Source organism: candidate division TA06 bacterium B3_TA06 (genome assembly GCA_005223075.1).
GTDB lineage: Bacteria > Hydrothermota > Tepidihabitantia > B3-TA06 > B3-TA06 > B3-TA06.
This window is the reverse complement of record NJBO01000006.1, coordinates 91,861-103,941: the sequence shown is the minus strand read 5'-3', so window position 1 is coordinate 103,941 and position 12,081 is coordinate 91,861. Positions and strand designations below refer to the sequence as shown.

The 12,081-nt window shown below is 51.5% G+C and carries 12 protein-coding genes and 2 tRNA genes; 7 read left to right on the top strand and 7 right to left on the bottom strand.

The features are described from left to right. Window positions 1-2: 2 nt before the first annotated feature. The 3 genes from CEE36_05370 to CEE36_05360 are packed head-to-tail and all read left to right on the top strand — an operon-like array spanning window position 3 to window position 3,879. Window positions 3-1,136, top strand: coding sequence for a cell division protein FtsZ (locus CEE36_05370; protein TKJ43179.1), 1,134 nt, complete (start codon window positions 3-5; stop codon window positions 1,134-1,136). Window positions 1,137-1,166: 30 nt separating this feature from the next. Next, window positions 1,167-2,585, top strand: a complete 1,419-nt coding sequence (locus CEE36_05365) for a hypothetical protein (protein TKJ43178.1) — start codon at window positions 1,167-1,169, stop codon at window positions 2,583-2,585. Window position 2,586: 1 nt separating this feature from the next. Continuing rightward, entirely contained in the window at window positions 2,587-3,879 is a 1,293-nt protein-coding gene (locus tag CEE36_05360; protein TKJ43177.1) for an adenylosuccinate lyase, read from the top strand. A 272-nt stretch (window positions 3,880-4,151) separates the two neighbouring features. On the opposite strand, the gene CEE36_05355 is transcribed toward CEE36_05360, so the two are convergent. From CEE36_05355 to CEE36_05345, 3 genes are all read right to left on the bottom strand, one after another. Beyond that, complete coding sequence (locus CEE36_05355) at window positions 4,152-4,607, bottom strand: hypothetical protein (protein TKJ43176.1); 456 nt, start codon at window positions 4,605-4,607, stop codon at window positions 4,152-4,154. A 265-nt stretch (window positions 4,608-4,872) separates the two neighbouring features. Further along, window positions 4,873-4,955, bottom strand: a tRNA-Tyr gene (locus CEE36_05350). Window positions 4,956-4,959: 4 nt separating this feature from the next. After that, window positions 4,960-5,033, bottom strand: a tRNA-Thr gene (locus tag CEE36_05345). 483 nt (window positions 5,034-5,516) lie between these two features. Here CEE36_05345 and CEE36_05340 point away from each other — a divergent pair. The 4 genes from CEE36_05340 (at window position 5,517) to CEE36_05325 (ending at window position 8,663) form a co-directional block, all read left to right on the top strand. Then, complete coding sequence (locus CEE36_05340) at window positions 5,517-5,711, top strand: hypothetical protein (protein ID TKJ43175.1); 195 nt, start codon at window positions 5,517-5,519, stop codon at window positions 5,709-5,711. Between the two features lie 105 nt (window positions 5,712-5,816). Next, the gene (locus CEE36_05335) at window positions 5,817-7,022 is read left to right on the top strand and encodes a hypothetical protein (GenBank protein ID TKJ43174.1); all 1,206 of its coding nucleotides are present in this window, start codon (window positions 5,817-5,819) and stop codon (window positions 7,020-7,022) included. A 127-nt stretch (window positions 7,023-7,149) separates the two neighbouring features. Beyond that, window positions 7,150-8,094, top strand: coding sequence for a GMP synthase (locus CEE36_05330; GenBank protein TKJ43173.1), 945 nt, complete (start codon window positions 7,150-7,152; stop codon window positions 8,092-8,094). Next, window positions 8,091-8,663, top strand: a complete 573-nt coding sequence (locus tag CEE36_05325; GenBank protein ID TKJ43172.1) for a GMP synthase — start codon at window positions 8,091-8,093, stop codon at window positions 8,661-8,663. Before CEE36_05330 ends, CEE36_05325 begins: the two co-directional genes overlap by 4 nt. Before the next feature lie 199 nt (window positions 8,664-8,862). Here the strand turns inward: CEE36_05325 and CEE36_05320 are convergent, their stop codons facing one another. The 4 genes from CEE36_05320 to CEE36_05305 all read right to left on the bottom strand — a co-directional run bounded on the left by CEE36_05320 (window position 8,863) and on the right by CEE36_05305 (window position 11,793). Next, window positions 8,863-9,303: a DNA mismatch repair protein MutT gene (locus CEE36_05320; protein ID TKJ43171.1), complete on the bottom strand. Its 441-nt coding sequence runs from the start codon at window positions 9,301-9,303 to the stop codon at window positions 8,863-8,865. A 13-nt stretch (window positions 9,304-9,316) separates the two neighbouring features. Then, window positions 9,317-10,126, bottom strand: coding sequence for a hypothetical protein (locus CEE36_05315; GenBank protein ID TKJ43170.1), 810 nt, complete (start codon window positions 10,124-10,126; stop codon window positions 9,317-9,319). A gap of 38 nt (window positions 10,127-10,164) precedes the next feature. Further along, window positions 10,165-10,923 carry a hypothetical protein gene (locus tag CEE36_05310; GenBank protein TKJ43169.1) on the bottom strand — a complete coding sequence of 253 codons (759 nt, stop codon included), beginning with the start codon at window positions 10,921-10,923 and terminating at the stop codon, window positions 10,165-10,167. A 108-nt stretch (window positions 10,924-11,031) separates the two neighbouring features. After that, complete coding sequence (locus tag CEE36_05305) at window positions 11,032-11,793, bottom strand: hypothetical protein (GenBank protein ID TKJ43168.1); 762 nt, start codon at window positions 11,791-11,793, stop codon at window positions 11,032-11,034. Window positions 11,794-12,081: the final 288 nt, after the last annotated feature.

Sequence of the window (12,081 nt, the reverse complement as noted above, 5' to 3'; positions counted from 1 at the left end):
ACATGTTCGAACCAGTTGAGGAAAACCGTTATCAAGCACAAATAGGGGTTATAGGTTTCGGCGGCGCGGGCGGCAACGCCGTGGATCACATGATCGAGAAGGGCTTACCAGACGTGCGTTTCTATGCCTTAAACACCGACGTTCAGGCGCTTGATCAAACCAGGGCCGAGCATAAGATCCAGCTTGGGCCTAATCTTACACGAGGCTTAGGATCCGGCGGCGACCCCGAGGTAGGCAGGCGTGCCACCGAAGAATCGCTTGAACAGATAAAGGAGATACTCCTTGACCTGGATATGGTGTTCATCGCCGCTGGCGAGGGCGGCGGGACCGGAACCGGTGGTGCACCTCTGGTGGCCGAGCTTGCCCAGTCGCTTTCCATACTTACCGTCGCAGTTGTAACTCGTCCCTTCGACTTCGAGGGCCCGGTTCGCAAGAGCCAGAGCGATGAAGGCATAGAGCTAATCAAGAAGAACGTAGACACCCTCATCGTCATCCCAAATCAGAAACTTTTATCTGTTATCCCGCAAAACATGACGCTACGCGACAGCTTCCGCATGGTAGACGAGGTGCTCTTCAACGCCACACGAGGCATCACCGATCTCATCACACGCACCGGTATGATCAACCTGGACTTCGCCGACGTGCGCGCCATCATGGCAAATCGTGGCAGTGCGGTGATCGGCATAGGCTCCTCCAAGGGCGAGAACCGGGCGGTTGACGCGGCGCAGAAGGCGATCTCATCACCACTGATCGAGGAGTTCGAGATCTCCGGTGCTAAGGGAATACTTCTCAATATCTCCGGCGGCGAGGATTTAACACTGCACGAGGTCAACGAAGCGGCACGCATCATCTACGGCTACGCCAACGCCGACTCAAACATCATCTTCGGAGCGATACAGGAGGAGGAGTTCGCCGATGAGATTCGCGTCACGGTGATAGCCACAGGTATCGAAGAGATGCCCCCTCGTGTAGAAAAGGTCGAAGGATTAATGCCGCATGGAGCGCAGGACCTAAAGGTGCCGACCTTTATGCGGCATGAGCGCAAGGTCCCGCGCGGGTTCGAAAAGGTGGAGCCGAAACCCCTCTCTGATGAGGATCTTGAGATCCCGGCGTTCCTGCGCAGGCAGTTTGATTGACGCATCATCCTTTTTGACTAATATTAGAGGATGATGAACCGGATCAAGACCCTTGCCTGGATTGCTCTGGGGCTTGCCATGTTCTTGCCTCCAACAGGGCAAGCGGAAGAGCCGGATTCGTTGGCGGCTGCCACCGCCCAGGCCAGGCGGACAGGGATCGTTATAGCCGCAGAGCGGGTTATGCCCACGGTCGTCTCCATAACAGTCTTGCAAACACGTACCTACAGCTCACCCTTCTGGCTTGACCCCTTCTTCGATGAGTTCTTCGGCAACCTATTCCCTCGCGAGTACAGCCGGGAGATTCAGAGCCTGGGATCAGGATTCATAGTATCTGATGACGGCAAAATCGTAACCAATGCACACGTTGTCCAGGATGCAACCACAATAAAGGTAACACTCGCTGACGGCAGAACCTTCGACACCAACGTTATGGGTATAGATGCGGGCCTTGACCTGGCGCTTCTTAAGCTCATAAATCCCCCTGAGGATCTTCAATCGGCAGTCCTCGGCAACTCCGACGACCTCTTGATCGGCGAGTGGGCCATAGCCCTGGGCAACCCTTTTGGGTTCCTTATTGCGGACGCCAAGCCGAGCGTTACCGCAGGCGTGATATCGGCCACAGGCCGCAGGGTACAGACCGGCGAAGCCAAGCGATTCAGCTACTCGGGAGTTATCCAGACCGATGCGGCCATCAACCCTGGAAACTCAGGAGGCCCTCTTACAAATATCGCAGGAGAGGTCATAGGCATCAACACCTTCATCTTCACCAAAAGCGGCGGCTCCGAGGGCATAGGCTTCGCCATACCAGCGAACCGGGTAAAGAAGTTCATATACGAGCTTCAAAGCCACTCCGAACGTCGCATCGCATGGCTTGGCCTGGGTGTACAGACCCTGACATCGGACATGGCCCGCGCATTGGGAATCCCGGGGCAGAGAGGAATCATCGTCACCCAGATATTCGAGAATACTCCGGCCGAGCGAGGAAATCTCGAGGAAGCCTGGGTTATCATCTCAGCAAACGGTATCACATACGCCAGTGAATCGGACTGGCAGATGATGGAGCAGGGCCTTTTTGTAGCTGACACAGTTCGGCTTGAAGGAATAACGGACGAAGGTAAGCCATTTGTTCGCACCCTACAAGCGATAGAGTACACCACTCCAGCACCGGTAAGGATAGCTGCTTTGGGCATCCAAGCGATGGATCTCGACCCGGCGATTCGCTATCGGTATAACATCCGCAGCCTGCAGGGGGTGGTTGTGTTGAAGATCGAACGGGGCAGTCGAGGTGCCGAACTCGGACTTAAGCAAGGCGACGTGATCCTGGCCTATGGCTCGATGGAAACCCCGAACATAAGGGAACTTAAAAAGGCGGTACGTTCAGTCGAAGATCCCCGCACATCGGTGATCGAACGCGACGGAGGCCGCTACCGACTTTACCGGGGATTTTAAAATGATAAAACGTTACTCCACTTCACAGATGGCCGAGATATGGGCTGATGAGCACCGCTTCCGATACTGGTTAAGGGTCGAGAAGGCGGTGGCAAAGGCAGAAGAAGAGCTTGGGATAATACCAAAAGGCCTTTCAGAATGCCTTGCGGACGTCTCAGATGTTGATCCTGAAAGGGTTAGAGAGATCGAACAAGAGACAGAGCACGAGGTTACCGCGTTCCTAGAGGCTGTATGGGAGAAAGCACCCTGTTCAAAGGAGTATCTACATTACGGTCTCACCTCATACGACGTGGTGGACACCGCACTGACCCTGCGGATCCTACAGGCATGTGACGTTCTAGCAAAGGATCTCAACAAGCTCAATAAGACCCTGGCCGAGCTCGCTCTCAAACACAAGCGCACACCGGCTCTTGGGCGCACACACGGCAGGGGTGCCGAACCAATAACCTTCGGGGTGCGGGCGCTCTCATGGTACTCGGAGGGTCTGCGGGTGACAGAAGGTTTAGAGCATGCCCGCAGCATAGCTGCACGCGGACGCATCTCAGGAACGGTAGGAACGTTCACCGTCCTCCCCCCTATTGTTGAAGAGCTGGCGCTGAAAGACCTAGGACTTGAGCCTGAGCCGGTGGCCACCCAGGTGATACCGCGAGACCGCCACGCAACCGTGCTATTCGCCCTGGCTCTTATAGGGACCTGGCTTGAGCGCATGGCCTTAAACATCCGATTAGGCCAGCTTGAGGGGCTGGACGAGCTTTTTGAACCATTTAAAGAACGTCAGACCGGGTCGTCTGCCATGCCGCATAAGCGCAACCCGGTGATCACCGAACGGGTCTGCGGCCTTGCAAGGATACTTAGATCAAACGTGCAGGCCGGGCTTGAGAACGTGGCGTTGTGGCACGAGCGCGACATCTCCCACTCATCGGTTGAGCGGGTGATACTGTCTGACTCGTTCAATCTCGCACACTACCTTGTGCGCAAGATGCAGGGGGTGATCAATGGATTGAAGGTAGAGGTGGATCGGATGAGCCAGATTCTGGATGGGACAGGGGGTGTTTTCTTCGCGCAAAGGCTCCTGCTTGCACTGATTAAAAAAGGCATGGCGCGCCAGGACGCCTACAAGCTGGTCCAGGATCTGGCCTTCAAGACAAAGGAACAAGGGCAATCGTTTGATCTTCTGGCGCGCAAGAAGAAAGAAATCAATGAGAAGTTATCCGAGGCCGAGCTGAACGAGATATTCTCTCTTGAGCGCTTTCTTGAGGGGATCGATGTGCTTTACCGCAGGATGAATTTATAACCCCCCCCACATCACCGATGCAACCGAGTGCTCGAATCCTGGTTGTGGTCCCCTGACCCGCCGGGATTCGGGCGTTTATGCTGAAAGCCTCCCTTACTGAAGGGGGAACCAAAGGGGGATTGAGGAGGAGGGGACTACGATATACTACCCCTCCCTTGACGGGACAGCGTGCCCCAGTCGGGCAGGGGGTATGGGGAGGGTGACAAAAGTCCCCCTTCTCTAAGGGGGAACTAAAGGGGGATTAGAAGAAAAGGGTTGGAGGAAGGGGGAAGTTATTGATTACTCAACCAACCAGCGAACGCACTCAGAAGCATATTTTCAGTTTTCTTATCTCTAATTAAGAGTACCGGTTTTCTGAGACCAACCGCAACGCCTATTTCATACATTGTGTTGGGGTTCGTTGTGGACACGTCTGCAATGATTAGGTCAGAATCTACAATCAAACTCGTTACTTTGTCGACGATAAGACTCCCATGAGATGGAACGTCACTAGGGGTAATAACAGAATAGAAGTTCTCTAATGCCTTCTTAATGGACTTAATCAATGGGGTGTTGGATGGTGCCAATAAAAGACATCTAGCATTCAGCCTTTGCTCTTCTTCTCTTTGTTTAAAGTTCTTCGTCTGCTCTTTTGGATTCTTCATGTTAGAAGTATATTGTGAAAGTAAATTCGTGTCAACCTTGCCCCTCCTCTCCTCGCGTCTCTCCCCCATCTCCTTTACATCCAACTCGTCACCTCATACGATTCGCCGTCAGCTGTTAGCCGACAGCCCCCTTAATTTTGCATTTTGATATTTGATATTTGCACCGGAGGGCGACGCTTGCGGAGCAATCGCGACGAAGTCGCGTTCTTGTCCATCTTTTTTACCCCACAAAAATGCTTCGCATTTTCGTGGGGACCCCGAACTTTGACCACCTTTTGGGTAGCTTTTGACCAGCTTTTGACCAGCTTTTGACCAGCTTATTTGCCACATCTTTTGAAAGGAAGAATAATGGGCAGGGGAGGATTCGAACCCCCGAAGGCATTCGCCAGCAGATTTACAGTCTGCCCCCTTTGGCCACTTGGGTACCTACCCTTAAAGCCGGAGAAGGGAGTCGAACCCCCGACCTGCGGTTTACAAAACCGCTGCTCTAGCCAACTGAGCTACTCCGGCGCACGTAACTACGTCACTTGTGAAACTCTTGACGGATGAAAATCAAACTGTGCCAATTTTGTGCCAGCACTATTTACAGCATCCAAGAAATGAGCCTTTGAAAATACGAAACATGTGTTTCAGCGTCTGGATCTCACGGTTGACAGTAGCAGGACAGTCTCTAAGCGTCTCCTTTTGTTATATCCGTCGTTGAATCTCTCCAAGTTTTAAAAGAGCCTCTCGCTTGGTCCGACCTGCGGTAGCTTCTCCCGTTATATGAGAAGTCGACATACCAGCGCCTGCCACCCTGACAAACTCACCTAACCTACCTCTAATTGTAGTTGACCTCAACAGGTTGTCAACATCTTTCGAGATTGGCACCATTGGTTTTAGTAAGGGAATTACGCACAATACCGGCGTGGTTTAACGAGTTGCGATCTTTTCCCCTCTGCACAAAAGGAGCATCCAACGTTGACAAGTCGAGTAACCGGATTAAGCTAGAGCATGAAATTCTGGGGAATCGTCATTTCGGTTGCGGCGCTCGTATGTGGGGTGGGCGGCGCGGTGCTCGCGTTCATCGGCTGGGACCGTAAAAACAAGGGTGAGGATGCTCGACTTCTCTTCACCCTTGCCATCATCGGCGGCTTCCTCTTCGCCGGCCTCCTGTACCTCGGCGGCAAACTGGGACTGTTGTGGTGAACCCTTTCCGCGTAGCGCGAGGCTTCAGCCTCGCTTTTGTTTAGCGAACCTTCAGGTTCGCACTATATGCTTGACAAAACTCTAATCCACCTTTAAACTAAGCTTATGCATTTGGAAACAGAAGAGGATATCCAAAGATTAATTGATGATCGTATTCCTGAAAATTACACCCTTGACTATAAGGAAGAACCTTGGCCGGAAAAGAAAGGCAAAAACACTGCTAATGAAATCGCAAAGGACATCTCTTCATTCGCCAATAACCAAGGCGGCATAATAATTGTTGGGGTTAAAGAGGATAAAAGAACCAAGTTACCCGTGGCACGGACCCCTTTTGAGATAGGTAATTGGGAAGAACGTATAGATGACGTTCATCACACTTCCATCAAACCATTCATAGAAGGCTTACGAATCCGTAGAATAATATCAGATGAGCAAACGGGTAAAGGGTATTTGATTATAGAAATCCCCGAAAGCCCCAACGCCCCTCACATGGTTACTACTACAAACAGGTATTACAGACGCACTAGCTCAGGTGCAAAACCAATGAGCGAAGCTGAAGTAGCTGAGCTTTACAATAGAAGACAGGTACAAGAAAAGAGGTTAAAGGAACTCTCTAAGCCTCTCTTTGATAAACTTGAAGAAGAAAAAGCAAAAGTTGGAAATGATGAAACTCAACTCTATTGTCTCTTCTTACCAAGAATATTTCACAAGGAGCTTATCGACATTTACAGAAGCGAGTTCATATCTAACACTGAATCGGGACTTAAGCGCTTAGAACTCGGCATTAGTGGTATGTATACCCCAGACGTAAAAGATGGATTTTTCCATTATCGTCACGAATCAACTTCCGATTACCACAGATTACCTAACGTGTGGATTCATCAAGATGGAGGATTGCTATTTGTTAGCAAACTTTTTGACTCTAAAAGCTCACAGAGAGAAATTCATCCAGTTTTATTTATCGCTAATATAGAATTAGGTTTTAAGTCAGCCAGGTGGATCTTTTCGGAGCTTTTAGAACTTTACGAAAGCTTTCAATTAAAAACTCTCGTCCAGCTCTATAATGTCAAGGGATGGTGGATCGAGAATTTCTACCCTCACTATCCTGAAAAGATAAGTGAGTGGTCACAAGCAAGAGCACAATTCCGCCGTGACTCTTCCCCCCAATTGCCTACCGACAAACATAATATTTCTGTAGAACGGAATTCGTCTCTCTACCAATTGGAAGAAAATCAACTCCAGCAATTCCTCAAAAAGGAAGTATTTCTCAAAGTCCTCAGAGATTTCGGGCACCCAAACCTAGACGAGTAGACGTAGGGGTTGGTCTTTAGACCGACCCGATCCGAATTCACATAGGCGGGCCGACCTTAAGGTCGGCCCCTACGAGGATCAACACCGCCTTTCTTGACTTTACCTCCCCCCTACGTAAACTTCGTCCATGAAAGACGTTGCCGGATTCGTTGAAGAGTGCATACAAAAGCTGAAGAACGAGATTAAGGGCACGGCTATAATTGCCTGCTCCGGCGGGGTGGATTCGACCACATCGGCGGTTTTGGGCAACCGGGCCATCGGCGAACGGCTGGTTACGGTCTTCGTGGACACCGGCTACCTCAGAAAAGGCGAACCCGAACACGTGCAAGCCCTCCTCAGAAACATGGGGCTGAACCTGCGTTTCGTTGACGCGTCGGCTGAGTTCTACAAGGCGCTACGCGGTGTTACCGACCCTGAGCGCAAACGAAAGATCATCGGCAACCTGTTCATCAAGATGTTCGAGCGCGAGGCCGAGAAGGTCAAGGCCGATACCCTGATCCAGGGCACCATCGCCCCGGACTGGATCGAGTCGGGCGGTCAGCTGCGCGACGTTATCAAATCCCACCACAACGTGGGCGGCCTGCCCGAAGAGATGAAGATGAAGCTTTCCGAGCCTCTGCGCGATCTCTACAAGGACGAGGTCAGGAAAGTGGCGAGACATTTAGGACTTGAGATAGCCGAGAAGCAGCCCTTCCCCGGACCCGGACTTGCGGTAAGGGTTTTAGGTGAGGCAACCCGTGAAAGGACAGCCATCCTGAGGGAAGCGTGCGCGATCGTGGAGGAGGAGATCGAGCAAGCAACAGAGCGCGGCGAGTGCGAGCTTCCCTGGCAGTACTTTGCGGTGCTTCTGCCGGTAAAGAGCGTTGGGGTAAGAGGAGACGTCCGCGCCTACGGCGAAACCGTCGTGGTGCGTGCGGTGCAGAGTATTGACGCCATGACCGCATCTGCCAGTCCTCTCCCCTACTCGCTTCTTGAACGCATAGGAATCCGCATCACCAACTCCATTCCCCAGGTGGTGCGTGTGGTCTACGACGTAACCCACAAGCCGCCCGGAACCATCGAGTGGGAGTGAGGGTAGACGTCGTCGACAACGGGGGGCAATGGACCCACCGGGAATGGAGGATGCTACGCGACCTTGAGATAGACACCAGGATCATTCCCAATACGACTCCGGTCAAACAGATCGAGGCGGATGGATTGATTCTATCCGGCGGCGCTCCCCGCATCGGCTCCGATATCCCCAAGCTGGGCGTTACCGCGGATTACCTGGACAAGCTGCAGATACCTATTCTGGGGATATGTGTGGGGCATCAGTTCATCGCCCTTCACTTCGGGGGCAAGGCTGGCCCGGCTAAGGTGCCTGAGTACGGCAAGGCGGAGCTTATCGTTACCGACCCGGATGATCTGTTCAAAGGCTTACCGGAGCGGTTCACGGTGTGGGAGTCGCACAACGACGAGATTCACGAGCTGCCTGCGGAGTTCATTGCATTAGCACACTCCAAGGACTGCCGGTTCGAGGCGATCCGCCACAAGACGCGCCCGCTTTACGGTGTGCAGTTTCACCCTGAGGTGGAGCACACGGACTTTCACTACGAGATATTTGCCAATTTCATAGAAGTGGTGAAGGTTTCTAAGCCCTGATTTTCACCCTTCCTATCCTCTAAAAATCTGGTCTACACTCCATGACTCCAGGATAACCCATTTGCAACATTGCGTACTCTCTAGAGCTTCCATGAATGGTAAACATGTAGTGCGAGGCTCAGCGTACCCCCTTGGGTATTAGCCTCGCAGCGAACCTAAAGGTTCGCACTACGTAACTTAATCACAAATGGGGCGAAATCTATTCCACTGTACTTCCCCAACCGGTATTCGGCTTTTGTCTTAACCAGCGGGGGAGCAACTCGATCAAGGCTGAGGGTTCCAGCTTGACTGAAGTCAGATCATCTACCCGCTGCCATAGAAACTCAAGGTGCGATTCCTGAGGAACAGGGGCTTTAGGGGCATAGAGATCCTCACACTCCATCCTGAAGATCAGGTTGATCTCATGGTTGAACCCTTTCTCATCCTCCCAGCTATGCTCAACAACACCTAAGAAATCCTTGACCTCTATGGTTACTCCCAGCTCTTCTTTGATCTCACGGACAAGAGCCGTTCGCGCCGGCTCCCCGAAGTCGATATGTCCGCCGGGAAGGAAGGTATTCGTCGCTCCCTTTTTATGCGTAAGCAGTATCCGATCTTTATGGATCAGTACCCCTCGTACGACCACCTCAACCGTTTTCACTGCTCAACCGACCTTATCCGTAGGATTTCGACCCCGGGCTTACCCGGACGGGTAAGGAATCAATCACTGGAACCGGAAGAAGCAGATACTCCTGATCGGCGAAAAGCACCCCTCCTCCGATAGTGATTTCGTAGGCCCGTAAAATGAAGTGGTGAGGATGAGTCAAGTAATAACCGACCCACTGACGTAGGGGTGGCACCGGTATCTCGTTGTCTTTGCTGGTGGTCTCGTTGATCAAATCCCTTATGTCCAGCTTGTGATTTTGATAGAAGTCCCGCTTGATCTCGAATCCAGTTTTACGAAACAACCGCCGCGCAGCAGAACGTGATATATCACGTTTATGATGAGGGATGGCCCAGTCCATGGTAACCGCCGAAGGGAAACAAACCACACCGGCTCCCCCGGGGAGAAGAGCCAGGTTGATCCATCGCATAAACCTATAGGCATCGGCAACGTGCTCCACCGTGGCCAGGCTGACCACCGCGTCGAACTTGCCCAGGCTCTTGAGGAACCCGGCATCGTCGGCGTTGCCAAGCATGAACGAGGTGCGCTCGTTTTTGTAGTTCTTGCGGGCGTAATTCACCGCTTCGGGATCCAAATCGACCCCCACTACCTCACCGACTTCTGAAAGTATCTCGGTACCGTAACCTGACCCGCAGGCGATATCAATAACCCTCGCTTTGCGCCCCTGGAAATGCTCCCTTAACCAATCCCTCGCCACCTTGTAGCGGGTGGTAAAGACCTTATACATCACGCCCTGGATATTCCCTATCCCATCAGCATCTATCTCCTTGGGATAAACGCGCTCAGTTATTCCGGCCATATTTACTCCTATCTTCAGGGAAAACGGGGCTTACAACCTTAATTCGCGTCAGCGGAAGGTGTAAGCAGATACTGCTGGTGGGCAAACAGAATCCCGCTGCCGGCGGTCATCTGGTAAAGACGCCTGATCAGATGATCGGGGCGTCTGAGATAGTAACCCAACCAGTAACGCAACGGCGGAGCCGCCATCTTTTTGTTGGTGCGGGCTTCGCGGATTATATGGCGCATATTCAAACGGTCTTTCTGATTGAATGTCTTCATAATCTCGAAACCGCACTCTCGGAATAAACGACGCGCAGCATGACGCGAAATGTCCCGCCTATGATGAGGTGCGGCATAGTCCATTGTAAAAGTCGATGGGAAAGAGACGATAAGGACACCACCCGGCCGTAGCGAACGATTGACCCACTTAAGATAGGCACGATGATCACCAATGTGCTCAATAGTCGCAAGGCTGATTACCGCATCGAACTTGCCAAGACTTTCAAGAAAACTGCGATCGTCAGCGCTACCCACCATAAATGACGTATTTACAGTCTTGTAATGGTCTCTTGCGTGTTCCACTACATTTTTGTCTATATCCACGCCAAGAACCTCGCCGACCTTTGAAAAGATTCTTGAACCATAGCCGGTTCCGCAAGCAAGATCCAAAAGACGAACTTCACGGTCTTGGAAGTGTTCCGTAAGCCAGTCATAGACCTTATAATAACGCTCAAAATACATTTTAATAGTCATCCGTTGCACTTCACTCGAAGTATCCATTGCTTGGGGAACAACTCTCTCACCATGCCAGTCCAAAATCACTCCTAGGTAGAGGTTTGTTTAACAAAGATGCGGTACTGCAGTCCTAAAAAGGCTACACGTTTTGAAAAAAGTACATCCCTGATTATGTAATTTTGAGTCATGTCAAATTACTCTCTCAATAGGCTCAAGCAGATACTGCTGATGGGCAAACAGGATCCCGCTGCCGGCGGTCATTTGATAGATACGCCTTAACATGTGATCTGGACGTCTCAGGTAGTAAACTATCCATTGACGCAGAGGCGGTGTCGGTATCTCCTTGTTGGTGCGTGCCTCGCGGATTATATGGCGCATATTCAAACGGTCTTTCTGATTGAATGTCTTCATAATCTCAAAGCCGCACTTTCGGAGTAAACGACGCGCGGCAGGGCGCGATATATCCCTTTTATGGTGAGGAGCAGCCCAATCCATTGTAAACGTCGAGGGGAAAGAAACAACGAAGACACCTCCCAGTCGCAATGCTTTCTTTACCCATTCCAGGTATCGGTAGTGGTCCTCAAGATGTTCGATAGTTTCAAGACTGACCACCGCATCGAAATCCCCCAGACTCTCAAGGAAGCGCTGGTCGTCCGCGTTGCCGACCTTGAAGGATGTGCGTTCGTTGTGGTAGTGGCGTTCCGCATAGCCTATAGCATCCTCATCCATATCCACACCAAGCACCTCACCGACCTCTGTCAATATCTCCGAGCCGAACCCTGTTCCGCAGCCTATATCGAGAATCTGCGCCTGCCGCCAGCTGAATCGCTCGCCAAGCCAATCGCGAGCAACATGGTAACGCTGTAGGTGGTATTTCAACGCAAGGCGCTGCACCTCACTTGAGACGATATCCATCTCCTTGGGAACAACACGCTCGATGTTCCAGTCCAAAAGTCTCTCCTAGGTAAAGGTTTCCTTAATTGCCCTCTGGCGTTACCACCGTCTGCCCCAATACTAAAAAAGTATACTCTCAAATCCCAATATGTCAAGTCAATTTGTCAAACGAACTGTAAAGCAACTTAACCTTTACGTCCATTTGACTGCACCGGATGTCCGTTTTATCTTTCTACTTACAACTTCCATGGGGTAAATCAAGAGACTCTATTAGAGGATAGACGGTTCACCTTAAACTCAAAAGAGTCAGAGAGTATGCGATAGGTGTAAAAGATCGAATCTTCG

Excerpts from the sequence above, each read along its gene's own strand:
- CEE36_05370 (TKJ43179.1), top strand. The coding sequence starts at position 3 with ATGTTCGAACCAGTTGAGGAAAACCGTTATCAAGCACAAATAGGGGTT.
- CEE36_05365 (TKJ43178.1), top strand. The coding sequence starts at position 1,167 with ATGATGAACCGGATCAAGACCCTTGCCTGGATTGCTCTGGGGCTTGCC.
- CEE36_05360 (TKJ43177.1), top strand. The coding sequence starts at position 2,587 with ATGATAAAACGTTACTCCACTTCACAGATGGCCGAGATATGGGCTGAT.
- CEE36_05340 (TKJ43175.1), top strand. The coding sequence starts at position 5,517 with ATGAAATTCTGGGGAATCGTCATTTCGGTTGCGGCGCTCGTATGTGGG.
- CEE36_05335 (TKJ43174.1), top strand. The coding sequence starts at position 5,817 with ATGCATTTGGAAACAGAAGAGGATATCCAAAGATTAATTGATGATCGT.
- CEE36_05330 (TKJ43173.1), top strand. The coding sequence starts at position 7,150 with ATGAAAGACGTTGCCGGATTCGTTGAAGAGTGCATACAAAAGCTGAAG.
- CEE36_05315 (TKJ43170.1), bottom strand. The coding sequence starts at position 10,126 with ATGGCCGGAATAACTGAGCGCGTTTATCCCAAGGAGATAGATGCTGAT.